Annotated in this window: 22 protein-coding genes and 2 tRNA genes; 4 read left to right on the top strand and 20 right to left on the bottom strand. The window is 62.6% G+C overall.

Annotated elements, in window-relative coordinates:
• Positions 1–15: 15 nt before the first annotated feature.
• Positions 16–1224 carry an acyl-CoA dehydrogenase family protein gene (locus AB3X94_RS01290; RefSeq protein WP_368610620.1) on the top strand — a complete coding sequence of 403 codons (1209 nt, stop codon included), beginning with the start codon at positions 16–18 and terminating at the stop codon, positions 1222–1224.
• A gap of 12 nt (positions 1225–1236) precedes the next feature.
• Positions 1237–2400, top strand: a complete 1164-nt coding sequence (locus AB3X94_RS01285; RefSeq protein ID WP_176108088.1) for an acyl-CoA dehydrogenase family protein — start codon at positions 1237–1239, stop codon at positions 2398–2400.
• Between the two features lie 101 nt (positions 2401–2501).
• Here the strand turns inward: AB3X94_RS01285 and AB3X94_RS01280 are convergent.
• The 15 genes from AB3X94_RS01280 to AB3X94_RS01210 form a co-directional block, all read right to left on the bottom strand.
• Positions 2502–2578, bottom strand: a tRNA-Pro gene (locus tag AB3X94_RS01280).
• 76 nt (positions 2579–2654) lie between these two features.
• On the bottom strand, positions 2655–3071 hold the full coding sequence (locus AB3X94_RS01275; protein ID WP_176108087.1) for a MerR family transcriptional regulator: 417 nt from the start codon (positions 3069–3071) through the stop codon (positions 2655–2657).
• A gap of 43 nt (positions 3072–3114) precedes the next feature.
• Entirely contained in the window at positions 3115–3525 is a 411-nt protein-coding gene (locus tag AB3X94_RS01270) for an integration host factor subunit alpha (RefSeq protein WP_176108086.1), read from the bottom strand.
• A gap of 69 nt (positions 3526–3594) precedes the next feature.
• On the bottom strand, positions 3595–6030 hold the full coding sequence (gene pheT / locus AB3X94_RS01265; protein ID WP_368610619.1) for a phenylalanine--tRNA ligase subunit beta: 2436 nt from the start codon (positions 6028–6030) through the stop codon (positions 3595–3597).
• 159 nt (positions 6031–6189) lie between these two features.
• Positions 6190–7203, bottom strand: a complete 1014-nt coding sequence (pheS, locus tag AB3X94_RS01260; protein ID WP_018435256.1) for a phenylalanine--tRNA ligase subunit alpha — start codon at positions 7201–7203, stop codon at positions 6190–6192.
• A 158-nt stretch (positions 7204–7361) separates the two neighbouring features.
• A complete protein-coding gene (gene rplT, locus AB3X94_RS01255; RefSeq protein ID WP_006052502.1) occupies positions 7362–7721 on the bottom strand; it encodes a 50S ribosomal protein L20 in 360 nt (119 codons plus the stop codon).
• A gap of 29 nt (positions 7722–7750) precedes the next feature.
• A complete protein-coding gene (gene rpmI, locus AB3X94_RS01250) occupies positions 7751–7948 on the bottom strand; it encodes a 50S ribosomal protein L35 (protein ID WP_006052501.1) in 198 nt (65 codons plus the stop codon).
• Between the two features lie 258 nt (positions 7949–8206).
• Complete coding sequence (gene infC / locus AB3X94_RS01245) at positions 8207–8731, bottom strand: translation initiation factor IF-3 (RefSeq protein ID WP_115108343.1); 525 nt, start codon at positions 8729–8731, stop codon at positions 8207–8209.
• Between the two features lie 48 nt (positions 8732–8779).
• A complete protein-coding gene (thrS, locus tag AB3X94_RS01240) occupies positions 8780–10687 on the bottom strand; it encodes a threonine--tRNA ligase (RefSeq protein ID WP_176368087.1) in 1908 nt (635 codons plus the stop codon).
• A 253-nt stretch (positions 10688–10940) separates the two neighbouring features.
• Positions 10941–11017 (bottom strand) — tRNA-Val (locus tag AB3X94_RS01235).
• A 105-nt stretch (positions 11018–11122) separates the two neighbouring features.
• On the bottom strand, positions 11123–13366 hold the full coding sequence (locus AB3X94_RS01230; RefSeq protein WP_368610618.1) for a bifunctional (p)ppGpp synthetase/guanosine-3',5'-bis(diphosphate) 3'-pyrophosphohydrolase: 2244 nt from the start codon (positions 13364–13366) through the stop codon (positions 11123–11125).
• A 69-nt stretch (positions 13367–13435) separates the two neighbouring features.
• The gene (locus tag AB3X94_RS01225) at positions 13436–13789 is read right to left on the bottom strand and encodes a RidA family protein (protein ID WP_368591847.1); all 354 of its coding nucleotides are present in this window, start codon (positions 13787–13789) and stop codon (positions 13436–13438) included.
• 78 nt (positions 13790–13867) lie between these two features.
• Positions 13868–14782, bottom strand: coding sequence for an alpha/beta fold hydrolase (locus AB3X94_RS01220; protein WP_176108080.1), 915 nt, complete (start codon positions 14780–14782; stop codon positions 13868–13870).
• A gap of 225 nt (positions 14783–15007) precedes the next feature.
• Positions 15008–15649, bottom strand: a complete 642-nt coding sequence (locus AB3X94_RS01215) for a CoA transferase subunit B (RefSeq protein WP_013089923.1) — start codon at positions 15647–15649, stop codon at positions 15008–15010.
• Between the two features lie 2 nt (positions 15650–15651).
• Positions 15652–16356, bottom strand: coding sequence for a CoA transferase subunit A (locus AB3X94_RS01210; protein ID WP_368610617.1), 705 nt, complete (start codon positions 16354–16356; stop codon positions 15652–15654).
• A 223-nt stretch (positions 16357–16579) separates the two neighbouring features.
• On the opposite strand from AB3X94_RS01210, the gene AB3X94_RS01205 reads away from it, so the two are divergent.
• Positions 16580–17125, top strand: coding sequence for a LuxR C-terminal-related transcriptional regulator (locus AB3X94_RS01205; protein WP_176108078.1), 546 nt, complete (start codon positions 16580–16582; stop codon positions 17123–17125).
• Positions 17126–17174: 49 nt separating this feature from the next.
• Here the strand turns inward: AB3X94_RS01205 and AB3X94_RS01200 are convergent, their stop codons facing one another.
• Together AB3X94_RS01200 and AB3X94_RS01195 are read right to left on the bottom strand one after the other, a co-directional pair.
• Complete coding sequence (locus AB3X94_RS01200; RefSeq protein WP_018435249.1) at positions 17175–17606, bottom strand: thioesterase family protein; 432 nt, start codon at positions 17604–17606, stop codon at positions 17175–17177.
• 55 nt (positions 17607–17661) lie between these two features.
• A complete protein-coding gene (locus AB3X94_RS01195; RefSeq protein WP_013089927.1) occupies positions 17662–18438 on the bottom strand; it encodes an SDR family oxidoreductase in 777 nt (258 codons plus the stop codon).
• 187 nt (positions 18439–18625) lie between these two features.
• On the opposite strand from AB3X94_RS01195, the gene AB3X94_RS01190 reads away from it, so the two are divergent.
• Complete coding sequence (locus AB3X94_RS01190) at positions 18626–20299, top strand: electron transfer flavoprotein-ubiquinone oxidoreductase (protein WP_368610616.1); 1674 nt, start codon at positions 18626–18628, stop codon at positions 20297–20299.
• A gap of 175 nt (positions 20300–20474) precedes the next feature.
• On the opposite strand, the gene aroC is transcribed toward AB3X94_RS01190, so the two are convergent.
• From aroC to AB3X94_RS01175, 3 genes are all read right to left on the bottom strand, one after another.
• Entirely contained in the window at positions 20475–21575 is a 1101-nt protein-coding gene (gene aroC / locus AB3X94_RS01185) for a chorismate synthase (protein ID WP_176124022.1), read from the bottom strand.
• Between the two features lie 139 nt (positions 21576–21714).
• The gene (locus AB3X94_RS01180; protein ID WP_368610615.1) at positions 21715–23652 is read right to left on the bottom strand and encodes an MFS transporter; all 1938 of its coding nucleotides are present in this window, start codon (positions 23650–23652) and stop codon (positions 21715–21717) included.
• 189 nt (positions 23653–23841) lie between these two features.
• Positions 23842–24309: a CBS domain-containing protein gene (locus AB3X94_RS01175; RefSeq protein WP_176108073.1), complete on the bottom strand. Its 468-nt coding sequence runs from the start codon at positions 24307–24309 to the stop codon at positions 23842–23844.
• Positions 24310–24314: the final 5 nt, after the last annotated feature.

Here is a 24314-nt window from a genome sequence, read left to right as displayed (position 1 = left end):
GACGGTACGACTGCGATGGATCTGAACTTCACCCCTGAAGAAGAAGCGTTTCGCGCCAGCGTGCTGGCGTTTCTGCGCGACAAGCTGCCGCAACGCCTCGCCGGCAAGGTGCACGCCGGCCGGCGTCTGACGCGCGACGACATGGCCGAGTGGCACGCGATTCTGAACGCGCAGGGCTGGCTCGCGAATCACTGGCCGAAGGAATACGGCGGCCCAGGCTGGAATGCGGTGCAGAAGTTCATCTTCGAGAACGAATGCGCGCTGGCCGGCGCGCCGCGCGTCGTACCGTTCGGCGTCAACATGCTCGGGCCCGTGCTGATCAGGTACGGCAGCGAAGCGCAGAAGCGTCACTGGCTGCCGCGCATTCTCGATGGTTCCGACTGGTGGTGCCAGGGCTATTCGGAGCCGGGCGCGGGCTCCGACCTCGCGTCAGTCAAAACGACGGCGGTGCGCGGCAAGGATGCGCAGGGCGAACACTACATCGTCACTGGCCAGAAGACGTGGACCACGCTCGCGCATTACGCGAACATGATCTTCTGTCTCGTGCGCACCGCGACCGACGTGCGCAAACAGGAAGGCATCAGCTTTCTGCTGATCGACATGAATACGCCGGGCGTCGAAGTGCGGCCGATCATCACGCTCGACGGCGAGCACGAAGTCAATGAAGTGTTTTTCACCGACGTGCGCGTGCCTGCCGCAAATCTCGTCGGCGAAGAGAACAAGGGCTGGACCTACGCGAAATATCTGCTCACGTACGAGCGCACCAATATCGCGGGCGTCGGCTTTTCGGTCGCCGCGTTCAACCGTCTGCGCAAGATCGCCGCGAAACAGCTGCGCAATGGCCGGCCGCTCGCCGAGGATCCCGCGTTCGCGGCACGCATGGCGCGCGTCGAGATCGATCTCGAGAACATGAAGACGACCAACCTGTGCGTGATCGCGGCAGTGGCGGGCGGCGGCGTGCCCGGTGCCGAGAGTTCGATGCTGAAGATTCGCGGTACCGAAATCCGTCAGGAAATCTCGTCGCTGACGCGGCGCGCGATGGGCGCTTTTGCGCAGCCATTCGTCGAGGAAGCGCTGTACGAAGGTTTCGACGGCGTGCCGGTCGGCCCCGACGAAGCCGCGAGTGCCGCGTCGCAGTACTTCAATAATCGCAAGCTGTCGATCTTCGGCGGCTCGAACGAAATCCAGAAGAACATCATTTCCAAAACGATCCTCGGACTGTAAGAGGCGCGCGTCATGAATTTCCAGCACACCGAAGACCGCCGCATGCTGGCGGATACGCTGAACCGGTTTATCAGCGAGCAGTACGGCTTCGCGACGCGCGACCAGATCGCGCGCTCGACGCAAGGCTTCAGCACCGAATTGTGGGCGCGCTTCGCGGAGCTTGGCGTGATCGGCGCACTGTTCGACGAAGCGAGCGGCGGTTTTGGCGGCGGCGCGTTCGATATTTCCGTGGTGTTCGAGAGTATCGGCCGGGGCCTCGTCGTCGAGCCGTTTCTCGATACGCTGATCGTCGGCCGGGCGATCGCTCGCAGCGGCAGTGACGCGCAAAAATCGGCACTGGATTCGTTGATCGACGGCTCGCGAATCGTTGCGCTCGCGCATGGCGAACCGGACAGTCATTACGAACTGGCTCGTGTCGCAGCGACGCGCGCGCGGCGCAGCGTTGAAGGCAACAGGGGCGCGTGGACTTTGTATGGCGCGAAGGCCGTCGTTCAGCATAGCGAGCATGCTCAGGTGTTCCTCGTCTCGGCACGCACGAGCGGCGAAGACGATGCCGAAGCCGGCATCACGCTGTTTCTGGTGCCGAGGGACGCGGCGGGCGTGAGCGTGCGCGGCTATCGGAAGATCGACGGGGGACGCGCGGCCGAAGTGACGTTCGACAATGTCACGCTCGACGACGACTCCGTGCTCGGCTCAGTCGGCCAGGGCTTTGCGACGCTCGAATATGCGATGAGCTGCGGCGTGCTCGCGCTGTGCGCGGAAGCGGTCGGCGCCATGGACGTCGCGAAAGACTACACGCTCGACTATCTGCGCACGCGCAGGCAGTTCGGCGTGCCGATCGGCAGCTTCCAGGCGTTGCAGCATCGCATGGCCGATTTGCTGCTCGAAATCGAGCAGGCGCGCTCGGCGGTGATCAATGCGGCGGCGGCTCTCGATGGTGAACGCAATGCGCGCGAGCGCGCGGTGTCGGCGGCGAAGTACAGCATCGGCCGGATCGGCACCCGGGTCGCAGAGGAATGCATCCAGATGCACGGCGCGATCGGCATGACATGGGAGTTGCCGCTTGCGCATTACGCGAAGCGGCTCGTGATGATCGATCATCAGCTTGGCGATGAGGATCATCATTTGGAGCGGTTTGTGGCGCTGGGAGCTGCGGCGTCGCTCGCGCAGGCCTGATCATCAGGCGCCCTGCTTGTCGGAGACGCGGAGCGTCGCAGTTATCCGCGACGGGCAAGAAAAAAGGACTTACAGCTTTCACCGTAAGTCCTTTTTGATCTTGGTCGGGGCGAGAGGATTTGAACCTCCGACCACCTGCACCCCATGCAGGTACGCTACCAGGCTGCGCTACGCCCCGAACAGAAGAAAAATTATAACAGACACTTCATTCGATTAGAACTGCCCGACACGAACAAAGCGAACGAGCCCATTAACTAGTGGCCCAGCAGATCGATTACGCTCTGCAGTTCCTCGCGCAACTTCTCGACATCGACAGCAACCGTTGCCGCCGATGCCTGGACCTGCCCCGCGGCTCCGGCGGCAGCCTCACCCTCTTCGATGACGGCATCCGGCCCACCGCTGCCATGCGAATCGAGCCGGTTGCGGGCGCCGTTGATTGTAAAACCCTGCTCGTACAGCAACTCTCGAATCCGCCTGATCAGCAGCACCTCGTGATGCTGATAATACCGACGATTGCCGCGCCGCTTGACCGGCCTCAACTGGGTGAACTCCTGCTCCCAGTAACGCAGCACGTGGGGCTTCACGCCGCAAAGTTCGCTGACCTCACCAATCGTGAAGTATCGCTTCGCCGGAATCGGAGGCAAGACGACTTTTTCGATCGTCGCTGTCATCGTCAGTTAGCCGTGATGGGTTGCCCGAAAGCGCGCCAGTCGATCAGCGCGCGAAGCTCGCTTCGGCGCCGTTTTCGACGAGCGCCTTCAGCTTTTGACTTGCATGAAACGTCACCACGCGACGCGCGGCGATCGGAATCGCCTCGCCCGTCTTCGGATTTCTGCCGGGACGCTGCGGCTTATCGCGCAACTGGAAGTTGCCGAAGCCCGACAGCTTGACGCTGTCGCCGCTCTCGAGCGCATCGCGGATCACCTCGAAGAACGCCTCGACCATGTCCTTCGCTTCCCGCTTGTTGAGCCCGACATTGTCGAACAGCAACTCGGCAAGTTCCGCCTTGGTGAGCGTCGGCGTTTCATTGGAAACGACGGCGGGTGATGTCGGAATTTCTCGAATCATGGCGCTGCGTTGCGCCGTAAGAAGGGCTTCGAAATCACTCGAGTTCATTTCATTCATATCTATCAAATGGCGCGCCAAGCATAAAACAATGGATGCGGAAACAGCCGTGCAAATGTTAAATGCGGGTTATCCGCGCAACCGTGCGCCATATACTCGAGCCAGACGTTCCACCAGAGTTTGAATAGCCAGATCGACCGTTTCATCCTGAAGGGTTCCGCCAGTATCTTGCAAGGTCACCCGGAACGCAAGGCTTTTCTCGTGCGCGGCCAGACCACCGGAAGTGTTTGATTTTGGACGAAATTCGTCGAAAAGCGCAACCTTCTGGACAGCCTTGCAGGCCGGTTCGGACTGGGCCTTCTGGAGCTCGTCGAGCAGCGCCTGAACCTCGATTTTCTGATCGACGACCACCGCAATATCACGTCGTACCGGCGGGAATTTTGAAACTTCCGACGGAACCGGCAATACCCGTTGCATTAATGCTTCCGCTTCGATTTCAAACAGAATCGGCGCATGCGGCAAATCATATTTTTGCATCCAGCGCGGATGCAATTCGCCAATCCAGCCCACTGCGCGACCATTCAATTCGATACGCGCGCTGCGTCCCGGATGCAGCGCCGGATGCTCGGCCTTTACGAACCGCGCGAGCGCCGGTGCGAGCAGCGCTTCGATGTCGCCCTTCATGTCGAAGAAGTCGACGGCACGCGTCGGTGCGCCCCATTGCTCGTCGAGCGCGGGACCATAGGCGAGCGCGCCGATCATCTTCGGCTGCGCGAAACCTTCGACCGTCAGCTCGCCGTCCTTGATCGACGGATCGTGCAGGAACACGCGGCCCGCTTCGAACACGCGCACGCGGTCCGCCGCGCGACGGTTCAGGTTCGTGCGCAGCACATGAATCAGGCTGCCGAACAGCGTCGTGCGCATCACCGACAGCTGGCTTGCGATCGGGTTAATCAGACGCACCGGATTGCTATTGCCCGCGAAGTCCTGCTCCCACTCGGCGTCGACGAAGCTGAAGTTCACCGTTTCCGCGTAGTCGCGCGCGGCGAGTGCATGCCGGAGCGCGTGGATCGAGCGTTGCGTCTCCTTGGTCGCGCGCATTTCGCTGGTCGCGACCGGCGGGCGCGCCGGAATCTTTTCGAAGCCGTAGATACGTGCGACTTCTTCGATCAGATCCTCTTCGATTTCGATATCGAAGCGGTACGACGGCGGCATCACCGAGAACGTATCGCCGTCACGCTCGAACGACAGGCCGAGGCGCGTGAAGATCTGCCCGATTTCATCGGCGCCGATCGCGACGCCGATGATGCGGTTCGCGCGCGAAACGCGCATCTTCACGGGCGCGCGCTTTGGCACGTTGACGATCTGATCGTCGACCGGACCCGCTTCGCCGCCGCAGATGTCGAGGATCAACTGCGTGATGTGCTCGATATGATCGACGGTCGTTGCGTAATCCACGCCGCGCTCGAAGCGATGGCCTGCATCGGTCGAAAAGTTGTACTTGCGCGAGCGGCCACGAATGCTATCGGGCCACCAGAACGCGGCTTCGAGATAGATGTTGGTGGTGTCGAGCGTGACCGCGGTGCTGTCGCCGCCCATGATGCCCGCGAGGCTTTCGATGTGCTGCTCGTCGGCGATCACGCCGACCGTTTCATCGAGCTCGACCGTGTTGCCGTTCAGAAGTTTCAGCGTTTCGCCCTTGCGTCCCCAGCGCACGTCCATGCCGCCGTGGATCTTGTCGAGATCGAACACGTGCGACGGACGCCCCAGCTCGAGCATCACATAGTTCGAGATGTCGACGAGCGCGGAGATGCTACGCTGGCCGGAGCGCTCGAGACGCTCGACCATCCATTGCGGCGACTTCGCGCGCGCATTGACGCCGCGGATCACGCGGCCCGAGAAACGGCCGCACAGATCGGGCGCCGAGATTTTCACGGGCAGCATTTCATTCAGCTTCACCGGAGCCGGCTTGATGTCGAGCGAGCGCAGCGGTGCCCCGGTAATCGCCGACGTTTCGCGCGCGACGCCGAATACCGACAAACAGTCGGCCTTGTTCGGCGTCAGCTTGATTTCAAAAACGGTGTCGTCGAGGTTGAGGGTCTCGCGGATGTCCTGGCCGATCGGGGTATCTTCCGGCAGGATCATCAGACCACTGTGATCTTCGGAGAGCTTCAGCTCGCGCGCCGAACACAGCATGCCCTGGCTTTCGACGCCGCGCAGCTTCGACAGCCTGATCGCGAACGGCGCGCCGCCTTCTTCGGCCGGCGGCAGTTGCGCGCCGACCAGCGCGACCGGCACCTTGATGCCGGGCGCGACATTCGGCGCGCCGCATACGATGTTCAGCGTCGCGCCGGTGCCGGCGTTGACCTGACACACGTTGAGCTTGTCCGCATCCGGGTGCTTGACGACTTCCAGCACCTGGCCGACAACGATCTTCGAGGTCGGCGGCGCGGCCGGCCGCAGGTCCTCGACTTCGAGACCCGCCATCGTCAACGCGTGCGACAGTTCGTCGGTGGTCAGTCGGGGATCGACAAAAGTTCTGAGCCAGGATTCCGGAAATTGCATGGTTCTGTGTACGTTCTGATCAGGTTAGGTCCACGTCCGGCAGGTGCTTCGTAAAGCCGGTGGTCTTGCGCCGGTTCAGCGAACTCTGCCGGGGACGCTCGCGGCGCGCACCGGGTGCGCTGCCGCGTTCTTTGCTTTGTAGCGCTCGCGCGCGCCGGTTCACGCGAATTGACGCAGGAAACGCAGGTCGTTTTCGAAGAACAGGCGCAGGTCCTGCACGCCGTAACGCAGCATCGTGAGACGCTCGAGGCCGCTGCCGAAAGCGAAGCCGATATAGCGCTCCGGGTCCAGACCCATGTTACGGATCACGGTCGGATGCACCTGGCCGGAGCCCGAAATTTCGAGCCACTTGCCCGCGTTCTTGCCCGTTTCGAACTGCATGTCGATCTCGGCCGACGGTTCGGTGAACGGGAAATACGACGGACGGAAGCGCACGAGAATGTCGTCGCGCTCGAAGAATTTTTTCAGGAAGTCGGTATAGACACCCTTCAGGTCCGCGAAGCTGATGTTCTCGTCGATCCACAGGCCTTCGACCTGGTTGAACATCGGCGAATGCGTGGCGTCGCTATCCACGCGATACGTGCGGCCGGGCACGATCACCTTGATCGGCGGCGTGTTGGTACGCGCGTAGCGTACCTGCATCGGACTCGTATGCGTACGCAGCAGCAGCGGGCGGCCGTCGGCGTCCTTGCCGTCGACGTAGAAGGTATCCTGCATCGAACGCGCCGGATGGTTTTCCGGGCTGTTCAGCGAAGTGAAGTTGTACCAGTCGGTTTCGATCTCGGGGCCGTCGGCCACGTCGAATCCGATCGTACGAAAAATTTGCTCGACGCGCTCCCAGGTGCGCATCACCGGGTGCAGGCTGCCAGCATTGGCGCCGCGGCCCGGCAGCGTGACGTCGATCGCTTCAGCGGCGAGGCGCTGGTTCAGAAGCGCGTCGGCGAGCGACTGACGACGTGCCGTCAACGCGGCTTCGACCTGTTGCTTGACGAGGTTGATCCGAGCGCCTTCTGTCTTGCGCGTTTCGGGATCGAGTTTGCCAAGGCCCTTCAACAGCTCGGTCAGCGCACCCGCCTTACCGAGAAAGCGCGCTTTCTCGTTCTCGAGGGTGGTGACGTCGGGGGCTTCTGCGAAGGCTTTTTGCGCGTCGGCGACAATCTGGTCCAGATCCATTGATCCCATCATTTCAACGTCAGTGTTCTATCGAAACAAAACTGGTTCTACCAACAAAAACGGGGCTCGGTGAGGAGCCCCGTTTTTGTTGCAGCGTCACCGAGACTACCGGATGTTCGCTGCAACGAACCACGCAGTTTTAATTGCCAGAAGCGCAATCAGGCTGCAACGGCGGCTTTCACCTGCTGAACGATCGCAGCAAAAGCAGCCTTGTCGAATACAGCCATGTCGGCCAGCACCTTGCGGTCCAGTTCGATCGACGCCTTCTTCAGGCCGTTGATGAACACGCTGTACGTCATGTCGTGCTGACGCACCGCCGCGTTGATACGCGTGATCCACAGTGCGCGGAACACCCGCTTCTTGTTGCGGCGATCGCGGTAGGCGTACTGGCCTGCGCGCATGACCGCCTGCTTGGCGATGCGATAGACGTTATTGCGACGGCCGCGGTAACCCTTGGCCAGCTTGATGATCTTCTTGTGACGGGCCCGTGCGGTAACCCCACGTTTTACTCGAGGCATGTTTCGCTCCTATGAGTGTCGGTTAAGGGTTAAGCGAACGGCAGCATTGCGCGAACGGAGTTCAGATCGGAATCATGAACTGCCGTGGAGCCGCGCAGATGGCGTTTGTTCTTGGTGGTCTTCTTGGTAAGAATGTGACGCTTGAAGGCCTGACCGCGCTTAACGGTACCGCCCGGACGCACCACGAAGCGCTTTGCAGCGCTCTTCTTGGTCTTCATCTTCGGCATGACAACTCCATTATTAGATGGACATGGGTGTGCGGTCGGCCAGATGGCCATTTCCCGCCCTTCGAAACCCATTCCACTTGGTATGCAGGCCGCCGATACCGCCAGCGGCCGCTTTTCGGGAACGACTGCGCGCTTGCATGCGCGACGTTCCGAAATTTTCCAACACCGCGCCAGACACCCAGCACAGCGTCAAACAACCTTGCGCTACCGGAGAGCGGGCCGCATGGCACGCCGCCGCTCCGGCCAACTGCTCCCCGCTTACTTCTTTTTCTTCGGAGCGAGCACCATGATCATCTGGCGCCCTTCCATTTTCGGCATCTGCTCGACCTGACCGACTTCGTCGAGGTCGGTGCGCAGGCGTTCGAGCATGCGCATGCCGATTTCCTGGTGAGCCATTTCGCGGCCACGGAAACGCAACGTGATTTTCGTCTTGTCGCCGTCTTCGAGGAAGCGGACGAGGTTGCGCAGTTTGACGTTGTAATCGCCGTCGTCGGTACCCGGGCGGAATTTGACTTCCTTGACCTGAATGACCTTCTGCTTGAGCTTGGCCTCGTGTTGCTTCTTCGCTTCCTGGTACTTGAACTTGCCGTAGTCCATCAAGCGGCAAACCGGCGGAACCGCTTGCGGGGCGATTTCGACCAGATCCACGTCCTGCTGTTCCGACAAGCGGAACGCATCAGCGAGTTTCACGATGCCGAGCGGTTCGTTCTCGACGCCGACCAGACGCACCTCGGGTGCTGTAATTTCACCGTTGATGCGGTGCGCAGACTTATCAGTAGCGATGTTACGTTTCCTCTAAAAATTAAAAAAAACGAGCCGGGTACCGAGTGGTTAGTTGAACGACTGCACATCCTGGCGCAGACGCTCAATGAAGGCGTCAACAGGCATCACACCCATATCGACACCACCACGGGCACGCACGGCTACCGTTTGCGCTTCACGCTCCTTGTCGCCGACCACCAGCAGGTACGGCACCTTTTCCAGCGTGTGCTCGCGTATTTTATAGCTAATCTTCTCGTTGCGCAAATCGGCCTCGACTCTAACCCCTTGTTTTTGCAACGATTGGGCTAGCGACTGCGCATATTCGGCCTGACTTTCCGCGATATTCATCACGACGACCTGGATCGGCGCGAGCCAGGCGGGCATTGCACCAGCATGGTGCTCGATGAGAATCCCGAGGAAGCGTTCCATCGATCCGACGATTGCCCGGTGGAGCATGATGGGGCGACGACGACTATTGTCTTCGGCGACGTATTCGGCACCCAGACGCTCCGGCAGCACCATGTCGAGTTGCAGCGTACCGCACTGCCACGAGCGGCCGAGCGCGTCCTTGATGTGATACTCGACCTTCGGGCCGTAGAACGCACCCTCGCCGGGCAGTTCTTCCCACGTGACGCCGCAGGCCGTCAGCGCCTCGCGCAGCCCCTGCTCCGCGCGATCCCACGTTTCGTCGGTGCCGGCGCGCGCATCCGGACGCAGCGACAGCTTGATCTCAACGTTGTCGAAGCCGAAGTCGCGGTAGACGCTCATCGCCAGCGTGTTGAACGCGATCGATTCGCTGATGAACTGGTCTTCGGTACAAAAAATATGGGCGTCGTCCTGCACGAAGCCGCGCACGCGCATCAGTCCATGCAGCGCGCCCGACGATTCGTTGCGATGGCACGAACCGAACTCAGCGTAACGCAGCGGCAGATCGCGATACGAGCGCAGACCGTGGTTGAACACCTGCACGTGACCGGGGCAGTTCATCGGCTTGATTGCGTAGTCGCGCTTTTCCGATTCGGTCGTGAACATATTTTCACGATAGTTCTGCCAGTGTCCCGACGCTTCCCACAGCGAGCGGTCCATGATCAACGGCGTCTTGATTTCAAGGTAGCCGGCGTCATTCACGCGACGGCGCATGTACTGCTCGACCTGCTGCCACAGCGTCCAGCCGCGCGGATGCCAGAACACCATGCCCGGCGACTCGTCCTGCATGTGGAACAGGTCGAGCTGCTTGCCCAGCTTCCGATGATCGCGCTTCTCGGCCTCTTCGAGCATGTGCAGGTATGCTTCCTGGTCTTCCTTCTTCGTCCAGGCCGTGCCGTAAATTCGCTGCAACTGCTCGTTCTTCGAGTCCCCGCGCCAGTAGGCTCCCGCGACTTTCATCAGCTTGAAGACCTTCAGCTTGCCGGTGGACGGCACGTGCGGGCCGCGGCACAGGTCCGTGAAGCCGCCATGGGAGTACAGTTTGATTTCGTCGCTGGCGGGAATCGATTCGATGATTTCGGCCTTGTACTTTTCGCCGATGCTCTTGAAGTACTCGACCGCTTCGTCGCGCGACACCACGCGACGTGACACCGGCTCGTCCTTCTTCGCGAGCTCCTGCATGCGCTTTTCGATCTTTTCGAGGTCTTCCGGCGTGAAAGGACGGTTGTACGAGAAGTCGTAATAAAAGCCGTTGTCAATGACGGGGCCGATCGTAACCTGCGCTTCGGGGTAAAGATCCTTCACCGCATACGCGAGCAGGTGTGCCGTCGAGTGGCGGATGATATCGAGTCCGTCTGCATCCTTCTCCGTGATGATGGCGAGCGCCACGTCGCGATCGATCAGCGCAGACGTATCGACCAACTCCCCGTCGATCTTCCCGCCGAGTGCGGCTTTCGCGAGGCCGGGGCCGATCGAGGCGGCCACTTCGGCGACGGTCACCGGATGCTCGTACTGTCGAACAGAACCGTCAGGCAAACGTATCGAAACCATTGCGTTCTCCGTGGTGCCGACCGGCGGCGGCACATACAACCAGGGTCAAAAAGACAAAAAAAATGCGGCCCCACTTTCGAGGGGCCGCATTCACATTTTACGCAAACATCACTGGCGAAAGAGGTCCTCGACTAGCGTCGCTCCGAAGTGGTTTCGGTCAACGTTCGCGGTGTCATAACCGTATTCGCCTTTTTGCGCTCAAAGCGCTTACTGCATCTTGCGAAACCCCGGCGAGACCGGAATTCCATTTCGTTGGTAGGCTCGATTGGACTCGAACCAACGACCCCCACCATGTCAAGGTGGTGCTCTAACCAGCTGAGCTACGAGCCTGAAGAAACGAGAGTATATGGGGTACAGCCCAGCTTGGCAAGTACTTTTATGCAGCGACTTTAATTCGTCTCGCCGTCGGCAGGCCCTTTTCCAATCGTCTGCGCCTCAGTTCTTGCGCGTCGCCCGCACCACGCCCGTGATTTCGCCCAGCAACGTGCACGCGCGCTGGATCTGCGCAGAGCTAGAAACCTCGACGGTAAATTGCATGAACGCGGCATTGCGGCGCGTTTGCGTCTTCACGCCAATCACGTTCATCTTTTCCCGCGCGAACACTTCGGAGATATCGCGCAGCAAGCCTTGTCGGTCCGTCGCCTCGATGCTGAGGTCGACCGGGTAGACGGACTGGCCGCGACCGCTCATCACGTCCGCCGACCACGCGGTCTGCAGCACGCGCTCCGGCGCGCGCTCTGCCATCCGGCGGAACGTCGCGCAGTCGCTGCGATGCACCGACATGCCCTTGCCGCGCGTGACGAAGCCGCAGATGTCGTCGGGCGGCGCGGGCCGGCAGCAGCGCGCGAGCTGGGTGAGCAATGCATCGACGCCGACCACCAGCACGCCGGTAGACGCGCCGCGCGCGACGCTCGCGCCACTGCTGCGTTTCTCGAATTTTTCCGGCGCCTCGAGCTCGGGCTCGGGCGGCGGCGCGTCCTGCAGCGCCTGCTCGACGAGCCGCAGGCTGAATTCCTCCTTGCCGATCACGGAGAACAGGTCGTCGGTGGTCTTGAAACCAAGCCGCGCGGCCAGCTGATCGAGATTGACCGAGGTCTTGCCTTCGCGCTGCAGGGTTTTTTCAACCATCGCGCGACCGTTCGCGATGTGCTCCTGCAACTCGACCGCGTTGAACCACGCGCGCACCTTCTGCCGCGCTCGCCCGCTTTGCAGATAGCCAAGCTGCGGATTGAGCCAGTCGCGCGACGGACCACCCTCCTTCACCGCCACGATCTCGACCGTCTGGCCATTCTGCAATGCGGTGTTGAGCGGCACCATCACGCCGTCGACGCGCGCGCCGCGGCAACGATGCCCAAGCTCGCTGTGCAGGTGATACGCGAAGTCGATCGGCGTCGCGCCGTGCGGCAACGGAATCACGCGCGCCTGCGGCGTCAGCACGTAGATGTGATCGTCGTCGAGCGTGGCCTGCCGCAACTGCTCCCATGGCTGCACCGCGCCCGCTTCGCCATGCTCGCCCTCGGACACCTCGTCCTTCCACGCGAGCAGCTGTCGCAACCAGGCGATCTTCTCGTCGTATTTCTCGCTCGCGGTGAACGTGCCGCCATAGCCGCGCGCACCCGCTTCCTTGTAGCGCCAGTGCGCGGCCACGCCGTATTCGGCGAAGCGATGCATTTCCTGCGTGCGGATCTGCACTTCGAACGCGCGGCCGTCGTCGCCGATCACGACCGTGTGCAGCGACTTGTAGCCGTTCGGCTTCGGCCGGGAAATGTAATCGTCGAACTCCTTCGGCACCGGCTGCCACAGGTTGTGCACGATGCCGAGCACGGTGTAGCAGTCCTTGATGTCCGGCACGATCACGCGAAACGCGCGCACGTCGTACAGCTCCGCGAAGTCGAGCTGCTTGCCGCGCATCTTGCGCCAGATGCTGTAGATATGCTTCGGCCGACCGCTCACTTCGGCGCGGATGTGCGCGGCGGCCAGCTCCTGCTGCAGGCGTTCGATCGCCTGTGCGACATAGCTCTCACGCTCGACGCGCTTCTCGTCGAGCAGCTTCGCGATGCGCTTGTAGGTGTCCGGCTCCTCGAAACGGAACGCGAGATCCTCGAGCTCCCACTTCAATTGCCAGATGCCGAGGCGGTTCGCGAGCGGTGCGTAGATATCGAGGGTTTCGCGCGCGACGTCGGGCGACGGCGTGATCTTCGCGGCCGCGTAGTAACGCAGCGATTGCAGCCGCGACGCGAGGCGGATCAGCACGACGCGAATGTCCTGCGCGAACGCGAGCAGCATCTTGCGCAGCGCCTCGACCTGCGCGCGGCGCGCAGCCTGCGCGTCACGCCCGGCCTCGGGCATCGCGTTTTGCGCCGCACGCAAACTGACCGTGCCGAGCCGCAGCAGTTTGCGCACGTCGCCGACCAGTTGCGCGACTTCTTCGCCGAAGTTGTCGGCGATCACGCGCTCCGGATCGTGCAGATGCGGTGTCAGCGCGAACAGGGCCGCGGCCAGCACCGCCGGCGGATCGACGTTGAGCTTGCGCATGATCGACGCGGTGCCCGCCGCGTGATCCGCGAGCAATTCGCCCGACGACAGCCGCACCTCGCCCGCATGTTCGCGCACGAACGCCATCGCTTCGTCGAAGGAACGATGGGGATGAGGCGCGTTCGGAACGGTTTCGGTATTCATGGTGCGACGGCCCGCCGGGCCAGACGATTCAACGGAAAATCAACAACGGTGCGGCCTCTCAATCGCAAATCAGCTGCGCTGCGCCGCGATCACGACTATTTCGACGAGGCACTTTGGATTCGCGAGCTTTGTTTCGACGGTGGCGCGCGGCGGCGTGTCACCCTGCGCGACCCACTCGTCCCACACTGCGTTCATGCCGGCGAAATGCGCCATGTCCGAGATATAGATCTGCACCGACAGCAGCAGCGACTTGTCGCTGTTCGCTTCAGCGAGCAGACGGTCGATGTGGCCGAGCACTTCGCGCGTCTGGCCGGTGATGTCCTGCTCGTCGTCCTCGGCGATCTGACCCGCGAGGTACACGGTGCCGTTGTGCACGGCCATTTCCGAGAGACGCTTGCCGACGTGATAACGAATGACTGCCATGAAATGTCCTGAGCTGAGGGTTGATCGAACTACACGCCGCACGACACTGTTAATAAAAGCTTCATGCGGAACTCAATATTATGACCCGTTCGCGGCCGAGCCGATGAAGAACTCCCTCGCGAGCGCGATCTGGTCCGCCGCGAGAAACGCCGGCGCATGACCGACGCCCGCGATCTCCACGCTCGATACCGCACGCCCGGCCGCCACCATCTTCGCGACCGTTTCACGCGACAGCAAATCCGACTGCTCGCCGCGCACCACGAGCACCGGCCCCTGGAACGACGCGAGCGAATGCCACAGCGCCGCTTCGCCGAGCTTCGCCGCTTCCTCGGTGACCGCCGCGAACGGCTGGGCGATGCGCGGGTCATAGCGCAGCACCCACGCGCCGTCTTCTTCGCGCAGCAACGGCGTATTGATTTCGCGCCATTCGTCAGGCGTCAGCGGGCCGAAGCCCTGCGCGAGTTGCGCCGCGTAGTCGACACCCTGCTGCAGCGTATCGAAGCGTGCGGGCTTGCCCAGATAATCGCCGATGCGCTTGACCGCGACCGGCTCCAGATGCGGCCCGACGTCGTTCAGCAGCAGCTTGCGGATCGGCGTGTCCGGCAGACCGGCGAGCCCCATGCCGATCAGGCCGCCCATCGAGGTGCCGAACCAGTCGACGGTATCGACGTCGAGCCGCGCGATCAGCGTGACCATGTCGGCGACGTACTGCGGTACCGCATATAAGTTGGGGTTCGCGAGCCACGACGACAAGCCCCGGCCAACCACGTCCGGGCACACCACGCGATAGGTGTCCGCGAAGTTGGCAGCGAGTCGGTCGAAATCGCGCCCCGATCGTGTCAGTCCGTGCACGCACAGCAGCACGCGCGGATTGTCCGGATCGCCCCACTCGGTATAGGAGACGCGATGCAGGCCGGCCGCGCTCGCGCACTGCACGTAACGTTGACGCGGCGCGGGCCGCCCGGTGGTGGAAGCATAAGTCGTTGCGGTCATCTGGTGTCCTTGCAAAGACGCTGCGGATTGGGCTGCGAACGATTGTAAACCGCTTCGTCGCGCGGCAAGCATCGGCCAGAAGGCTTAGGAAGATCGTGCAAACCGTCCGGCGCATCCGGCGCCGCGCGCCAAAAATAGAACGGGCGAGACTCGCGTCTCGCCCGTCCGGAAAGCATCGTTGCCGCCGCGCTCGCATCGACGCGCGCAGCGGCGTCTCAACCCGCGTCAGCTCACCGCGCTCACATCGAGCGGCGCGCCGGTCTTCGCCTTGATTTCGTCGACGCTCACGCCCGGCGCAAGTTCGGTCACTTTCAAGCCGTTTTCGGTCACTTCGATCACGCCGAGATCGGTGATGATCTCATCGACCACACCCACGCCCGTCAGCGGCAGCGTGCATTCTTCGAGGATCTTGTGCTGATCGCCCTTGGCGACGTGCTCCATCAGCACGACCACGCGCTTGACGCCCGCGACCAGGTCCATCGCGCCGCCCATGCCCTTGATCATCTTGCCCGGGATCATCCAGTTCGCGAGATCGCCCTTCTTGCTGATCTGCATCGCGCCGAGAATCGCCAGATTGATGTGGCCGCCGCGAATCATCGCGAACGAATCCGCCGAAGAGAAAATCGACGAACCGGGCAGCGTCGTCACCGTCTGCTTGCCGGCGTTGATCAGGTCGGCGTCGACTTCGTCTTCGGTCGGCGACGGGCCGATGCCGAGCAGACCGTTTTCCGACTGCAGCCACACTTCGACGCCCGCCGGCACGTGGTTCGCGACCAGCGTCGGCAAGCCGATGCCGAGGTTCACATAAAAGCCGTCCTGCAGTTCCTTCGCCGCGCGCGCGGCCATTTCGTCACGAGTCCATGCCATGATCAGTCTCCTTTCGCGCGGACGACGCGTTGTTCGATGCGTTTTTCCGGATGCGCATTCAGCACGATGCGCTGCACGAAGATGCCAGGCGTATGGATCGCGTCCGGATCGAGCTCGCCCACTTCGACGATCTCTTCAACCTCCGCGACGGTGATGCGGCCCGCCATCGCGCACATCGGATTGAAGTTGCGCGCGGTGCGGCGATAGATCAGGTTGCCGGCCTTGTCGGCCTTCCATGCCTTGACGAGCCCGATATCCGCGGTCAGCGAATGTTCGAGCACGTAGTGGTTCTCGCCGAACTGACGGGTTTCCTTGCCCTCGGCGATCTGCGTGCCGAAACCAGTGTTCGTGAAAAACGCCGGGATGCCCGCGCCGCCTGCGCGCAGCTTCTCGGCGAGCGTGCCTTGCGGCGTGAATTCGAGCTCGAGTTCGCCGGCCAGGTACTGGCGCTCGAACTCCTTGTTCTCACCGACGTACGACGAGATCATCTTCCTGATCTGACGCGTCTCGAGCAGCAGGCCAAGGCCGAAACCGTCGACGCCCGCGTTGTTGCTGATGCAGGTGATGCCCCGCACCTTCGAATCGCGCAGCGCCGCGATCAGCGCCTCGGGAATGCCGCACAAGCCGAAGCCGCCGACGGCGAACGTCTGCCCGTCCTTGATGATGTCCTTCAGCGCCTCGGCGGCGCCTGGATAGACCTTGTTCATCTGTATGTCCCTTCCTCTATGGAAACCCGAAACCTGAACGCAGGCCGCCGGATCATTGCGGCTGATATCGCAACTGGCGAACTTCACGTCGCCTCACGATACCGCTACGTCATTCTAGTAGTCATCCGCGGCATGCGCCGCGTTGTCATCTGCCCGAAAGAGTACGCTGGGCCCGCCATACGGCACAATACGCAAAAATACATAAGTACTTGCCGCCCCGCCCATGCCCTCCCTGGATTACCGCACTGCATTTCACCTCGCGCCGATCGGACTCGTGCTGTCGCGCGAGCGGACCATCGAAGACTGCAACGACGAGCTCGCGTCGATTTTCGGCTACGCGCGCGACGCGCTGATCGGTCAGTCATTCCAGGTGTTGTACCCATCGGCGGATGAGTTCGAGCGGATCGGCGCGCGCATTCCGCCGATCATGACCGCGCAAGGCAGCTACGCGGACGACCGCATCATGAAACGCGCGAACGGCGAGCTGTTCTGGTGTCACGTGACGGGCCGCGCGCAGCAGCGCACCGACCCGCACGCGGCGGGTGTCTGGACCTTCGAGGATCTGAGCGCGACCCGCCGGGTCGCGGTGGAACTGACGCCGCGCGAGCGCGAAATCGCCGCGCAACTGGTGACGGGCAAGACCAGCAAGCAGATCGGCCGCGTGCTCGACATCAGCCCGCGCACGGTCGACGTCTACCGTGCGCGGCTCATGCGTAAATACGATACGGGCAATGCGACCGAGCTGTTGCAGCGGCTGCTCGGAGATTGACAGAGAAAGAGAGTATGAGGCGCGCGACCGCGCGCTCAGGGCAGCGCCGTCAGGCCGCCTTGACGAGAGCCGCGCTCTCGATGGCCGCGCGCAGCACGTCGGGCACCGGCATCGACTTGCCCGCCGCGTAGTCGATCCACACGCATCGCGCGGCGCCCCGCGCATAGAGCGTATCCGGCTCATCGGCACGCAGAAGCTCGAAAGCCGTATCGAAGCTGCTGCGCCCCGGCGTGGCCACCGACATCCGGCCGATCACGTCACCCGGATAGTGGAGTTGCTTCAGAAACTCCATCGACGCATTGACGATCACTGGTCCCTGCCCGTCCGGGCGCTCGCCGAGAAAGTCCATCTGTTCGAACCAGGAAATCCGCACCTGCTCCATGTAGCGAAAATAAACCGTGTTGTTGACGTGACCGAAGGCGTCCATGTCGCCCCAGCGGATCGGCATCGTCATTTCGAAAACTGCGTGAAAATCGCTCATGCTTTACTTCCGTTCTTCCTTTGCTGCCTGACTGTTGAAACGTTTGACTGCGCGCTCACGCGAGCCCGAAACCGTCGTCGGCGGCGATCACCGAGCCGTTGATGAACTGCGATTCGTCCGCCGCGAGCAGCAGGAGCAGCCCGTCGAGATCCTCCGGTTTGCCGACCCGATGGCGCGGCAGCATCGCAATCAGTTTCTGCCCCTGATCGGTCGACCAGTGGTGGTGGTTGATCTCGGTGTCGATATAGCCGGGGCAGATCGCGTTCACATTGATGCCATGCTTGCCCCACTCGAGCGCCATCGCCTTCGTCATGTGGACGACCGCGGCCTTGCTCATCGAATACAGGCCGATTTGCGGCAGCACGCGCAAGCCCGCCATCGACGCGATGTTGATGATCCGGTACGACGGCTTCTGCGCGTTGTTGCCGCGCATGATCATGCGCTTGGCGACTTCCTGCGCGACGAAAAAAGCGCCGCGCGTATTGGTGTCGAACACGTATTCGAAGTCCGCCGGCGTGACCTCGGACAGCTTCTGCGTAGTCGACACGCCCGAGTTATTGACGAGGATATCGATGGTGCCGGCTTCGGTCTCCGCGTGCGCGACCGCCGACTTGATGCTCTGGTAGTCGGTCACGTCGAGCGACACCACGTGCGCGGCGCCGCCGGACGCCTCGATTTCCGCGCGCAGTTCCTTGAGCCGCTCGGTCCGTCGGCTCGCCAGCACGACCTTCGCGCCCGCCTGCGACAACACCTGCGCGAAGCGCTTGCCCAACCCGCTCGAGGCGCCAGTGATCAGCGCGACCTTGCCTTCCAGATTGATCGAACGGCCCATTGTCTTTCCTTGCTCGGTTGTAGTGACAACTGCGGTTGACGGGGTTTGGTACGACCGCGATAAGGGTCTATACCGTATCATGAAATAGTACGCTCGTGCTAATCTGTGGCTTTTGGGTTGCGGCGTAGGGATCGATCGCCCACAATACGAACCCGAAAAAAGCATTCTAACGGTAAGAGGAGCATCAATGACCCCCGCAAGTCTCATTGAGCAGTACGGCCCGCGCGAGTCGATGGAGTATGACGTCGTCATCGTCGGCGGCGGCCCTGCGGGCCTGTCGGCTGCCATTCGTCTGAAGCAGCGCGCCGCCGAACAAGGCGTCGAGCTTGGCGTCTGCGTACTCGAAAAAGGCTCTGAGATCGGGGCGCATATCCTGTCGGGCGCGGTGATGGACCCGCGCGCGCTGACCGAGCTGATCCCGGACTGGAAGGAGAAAGGCGCGCCGCTGACGGTCGAGGTGACCGAAGACCGCTTCCTGTTCCTGTCGGCGACGGGCGCGAAGAGCGTGCCGAACTGGGCGCTGCCGGACAATTTCAAGAACCACGGCAACTACGTGATCAGCCTCGCGAACGTGACGCGCTGGCTGGGTCAACAGGCCGAGGCGCTCGGCGTCGAGATTTTCCCGGGCTTTCCGGCGGCTGAAGTGTTGTACAACGACGACGGCTCGGTCAAGGGCGTCGCGACCGGCAACCTCGGCATCGGCAAGGACGGCGAGCCGACCGAGAACTTCCAGCTCGGCATGGAGCTGCACGCGAAGTACACGCTGTTCTGCGAAGGCGCGCGCGGCCACCTCGGCCGCCAGCTGAACGAGAAGTTCAAGCTGCGCGACGGCGTCGATCCGCAGGTGTACGGCATCGGTATCAAGGAGCTGTGGGAGATCGATCCCGCCAAGCACAAGCCGGGTCTGGTGATGCACACGGCCGGCTGGCCGCTCGAGAACGACACCTACGGCGGCTCGTTCCTCTACCACATGGACAACAACCAGGTCGTGGTCGGCTTCGTGGTCGGCCTCGGCTATTCGAATCCGTATCTGTCACCGTTCGAGGAATTCCAGCGCTACAAGACGCATCCGGCGATCCGCGCGATTCTGGAAGGCGGCAAGCGCGTGTCGTACGGTGCGCGCGCGATCACCGCGGGCGGTCTGATGTCGCTGCCGAAGCTGGTGTTCCCGGGCGGCGCACTTGTCGGCGACGACGCGGGCTTCCTGAACGCGTCGCGCATCAAGGGTTCGCACGCCGCGATCAAGACCGGCATGCTCGCCGCCGACGCCGCATTCGCCGCCGTACAGGCCGGCCGTCAGTCGGACGAACTGACCGCTTATCCGGAAACCTTCAAGACGTCGTGGCTGTACACCGAGCTGTATCGCGCGCGTAACTTCAAGCAGTGGATGAGCAAGGGTCTCTACCTCGGCACGCTGATGGTCGGCGTCGAGCAGAAGCTGCTCGGCGGTAACGTGCCCTGGACGCTGCATCACCAGCATTCCGATCATGAGATGCTGAAGCCGGCTTCGCAGTGCAAGCCGATCACGTATCCGAAGCCGGACGGCAAGCTGACGTTCGACCGGCTCTCTTCGGTGTTCATCTCGAACACGAACCACGAGGAAAATCAGCCGGCGCACCTGACGCTGAAAGATCCGAGCGTGCCGGTCAACGTGAACTGGCAGACTTACGCCGGACCGGAGTCGCGTTATTGCCCGGCTGGCGTGTACGAGTTCGTGAAGAACGACGAAGGCAACGAGCGGCTCGTCATCAATGCGCAGAACTGCGTGCACTGCAAGACCTGCGATATCAAGGACCCGACGCAGAATATCGTGTGGGTCACGCCGGAAGGCGGTGGCGGTCCGAACTATCCGAACATGTAATTGTTGTGCTGTTTGCTTTTGCGGCGCTGTGCGATAAGCGGCAGCGTCGCGAAGGCAAATTCCGATAGCGCGCTCGCGCCTTCGTCTGCGCGCATTCTCGCGCGTTTCGTCCGTCCCCTTCGCTATTCATTTTCATGGCGGCTCGTTCGCCGCCAATCTCGGGGCCGCGTCAGCGTTACGGCGCGCTCGCCGCGATCTTCGGCGTGCTCACGGCCACATCGCCGCATTGCGCGCGATGGCGCAGCGCGTGATCGATCAGCACGAGCGCAAGCATCGACTCGGCGATCGGCGTCGCGCGAATGCCGACGCACGGGTCGTGCCGCCCGAAGGTTTCGACGACCACCGGCTGTCCCGCCTTGTCGATCGAACGGCGCGGCGTGCGAATGCTCGAGGTCGGTTTGATCGCGATCGACACCGTGATGTCCTGTCCCGTCGAAATGCCGCCGAGCACCCCGCCCGCGTGATTGCCGACGAAGCCCTCCGGCGTCAGCTCGTCGCCATGCACCGAGCCGCGTTGCGCGACGCTCGCGAAGCCCGCACCGATCTCGACGCCCTTCACCGCGTTGATGCCCATCATCGCGTGCGCGATGTCGGCGTCGAGACGGTCGAACAGCGGCTCGCCGAGGCCGACCGGCACACCGGAGGCGACCACGTTGATGCGCGCGCCGATCGAATCACCGTCCTTGCGCAGCGCGTCCATATACGCCTCGAGCTGCGGAACGATCTGCGCATTCGGCACGAAGAACGGGTTTTCGCGCACCTGCGCCCAATCGACGAACGGCACGTCGATCTCGCCGAGCGCCGCCATATAGCCGCGAATCTCGGTGCCGAACTTCTCGCGCAGCCACTTCTTCGCCACCGCGCCCGCCGCGACCGTGGGCGCCGTCAGCCGTGCCGACGAGCGGCCGCCGCCGCGGTAATCGCGAATGCCGTACTTCTGCCAGTACGTGTAGTCGGCGTGGCCCGGACGGAACGTCTCGGCGATGTTGCCGTAGTCCTTGCTGCGCTGGTCGGTATTGCGGATCAGCAGCGCGATCGGCGCGCCGGTGGTTTGACCTTCGAACACGCCCGACAGGATCTCGACCTTGTCCTCTTCCTGGCGCTGCGTCACGTGGCGCGACGTGCCCGGCTTGCGGCGATCGAGTTCGAACTGGATATCGGCTTCGTTGAGCGCCATGCCCGGCGGGCAGCCGTCGATCACGCAGCCGATAGCGGGGCCGTGCGATTCGCCGAAGGTCGTGACAGTGAAAAGCGTACCGAGCGTGTTGCCGGACATGAGCGTCGTCCAAAGAAATTCGGGGAGAACGCTATTATGCCAGCCCGCTCGCCCCGAAGACGGGCGTGGCGACAGCGCTGCCGAATGCGGGTGATAGTGGACGAGCTAGCGACCTCGGCATCCGCGCGCCGGCCCAAGGCTATTTGCGCGCGCCGCGCAACTCGGTCACGATCTGCTGCAGTGTTTCCGGCGTCGCGAGCGCCGGGTCGATCGGCTCGCCGACCGCGAGGCTCAGCCGGCTCATCACGCCCTTTCTGAGCGGACGCGGCCAGTGGGCATCGACCGCGCGCGAAAACACGCTGCCCCACAGACCACGCAGCGCCATCGGAATAACCGGCGCCGGCGTGCGTCTGACGATCTCGGCGACGCCGTGGCGAAACGGGTTCAGCTCACCGGTGCGCGTCAGCTTGCCTTCGGGAAAGATGCAGACGAGTTCGCCGTCCGCGAGCGCCCGCGCGCACAGATCGTACGCACGCGAGAGCAGCGCCGCGTCCTGATGCGCGGGCGCGATCGGAATCGCCTTCGCATGCCGGAATAGCCAGCCGACGAACGGCGAGCGGAAGATTTGATGGTCCATCACGAAGCGGATCGGCCGCGGGCTTTCGGCCATGATGACGATCGCATCGACGAAACTGACGTGGTTGCACACGAGCACCGCCGCGCCGCGCTCCGGAATCCGCTCCGCGTGCACGAGCCGGATCCGGTAAAACGTATGCACGAGCAGCCACGCAACGAAGCGCAGCAGAAACTCGGGCACGAGCGAATAGATGTAGCCCGCGACCACCACGTTCAGCAGCGCGGTGACGAGAAAAATTGCCGGAATGGCGAAGCCCGCGGCGGTCAGGCCCATCGCCATCAGCGCCGACACGATCATGAACAGCGAGTTGAGGATATTGTTCGCGGCGATGATGCGCGCGCGATGACTCGGCTGACTACGGCTCTGAATCAGCGCATACAGCGGCACGCTGTAGAAGCCGCCAAACATCGCGAGCAGGAACAGATCGGCGAGCACGCGCCAATGCGCGAGCCGCGCGAGAAATTCCCCGACGCTGAGCAGATGCCCCGCCGGCGGCAGCGCATGGCTCGCAAAAAAAAGATCGATCGCGAACACGCTCATGCCGATCGAGCCGAGCGGCACGAGGCCGACTTCGATCCGCCGCTTCGACAGCCGTTCGCACAGCAGCGAGCCAATGCCGATGCCGATCGAAAACGTGGCGAGCAGCACGGTCACGACGTCCGGATCGGCGGACAGCACGTCCTTCGCAAAATTGAAGAACGACGCGAGGAACGTCGCACCGACGAACCACAGCCACGAGATGCCGAGCAGGCTCAGAAACACCGTGCGGTTTTCGTGCGCGAGCTTCAGATTGCGCCACGTTTCGCTGACCGGGTTCCAGTTGATGCGCAAGCCGGGCTGCGACGCAGGCGTAGCCGGCACGAAGCCGGACACGCCGCGCCCGATCAGCGCGATCGCGATACACGCGCCAGCGAGCACCACCGCGCCATGCTCGGCGAACCCCGCGCCCGCGCCGCCGACGATCGTGCCGACCAGGATCGCGACGAAGGTGCCCATCTCGATCATGCCGTTGCCGCCGACCAATTCGGCCTTCGACAGATGCTGCGGCAGATACGAGTACTTGACCGGCCCGAATACGGTCGAATGCACGCCCATCAGGAACGTGCACAGATACAGCAGCGGCGCGCTATGCAGCCAGAAGCCGGCGCCGCCGACCAGCATCACCGCGATCTCGAAAGTCTTGACGAGTCGCGTGAGCAACGCCTTGTCGTACTTGTCCGCGATCTGGCCGGAAGTGGCCGAGAACAGCACGAACGGCAGAATGAAAATCGCGGAGATCAGGAACGCCGCGGTTTTCGGATCGACGCCCGAAAACTGCGCCGCCTGATAGGTGACGAGCGACGTGAAGCCGATCTTGAACACGTTGTCGTTCATCGCGCCGAGAAACTGTGTCCAGAAGAACGGCGCGAAACGGCGCTGGCGGAGCAGGCGGAACTGGGATTCGTGCGCTTCGTGCGCGCGAGCGGCGCGGCGGGCGGCAGGCAACGGACGATCGTTCATGAAGTCAGAACAACGGCGCGGAAAATGGCGATGAAGCGCGCGGAGCGGCGGACAAACGGGCCGGTGCGACGCGCGCTCCAGATCCGGGCACCGGCCCGGACACAAAAAAAGCGCCCGCTTGCGCGCGCGCCCTGTCGGCGGATTCGCGCTCGCGGCGACGGCCGGAGCGCGACCTTCGAGCCACGCGCATCAACGCGCCGGCTGCTGATCCTGTCCTTCCTGCTCTTCCGGCCAGTCGCGGATATAGGCCTTCAGCATGCGATTCTCGAACCCCTGCTCCTCGACCACCGCCTTCGCAACGTCGTAAAACGAGATGACGCCCATCAGCGTGCGGCTTTCCATGACCGGCAGATAACGCACGTGATGCTCGAGCATCATGCGGCGCACTTCGTTGACGTCGGTTTCGGGCGTGCAGGTGAGCGGATGGTCGTCCATCACCTTGCGGATCGTCGAAGTACCGACGCTGCCGCCGTTTTCCCTCAAGGTCAGAATGATTTCGCGAAACGTCAGCATGCCGACGAGGTCGCCGTACTCCATCACGACGAGCGAGCCGATGTCGTGCTCGGCCATGGTAATGACGGCGTCATGCAGCGTGGTATCCGGCGTGACCGTAAAAAGGGTGTTGCCCTTGACTTTAAGAATGTCGCTGACTCGCATGATCT

This window comes from Paraburkholderia sp. BR10923, assembly GCF_040948765.1.
Classification (GTDB): Bacteria; Pseudomonadota; Gammaproteobacteria; order Burkholderiales; family Burkholderiaceae; genus Paraburkholderia; species Paraburkholderia youngii.
This window is presented reverse-complemented; position numbering and strand designations above follow the sequence as displayed.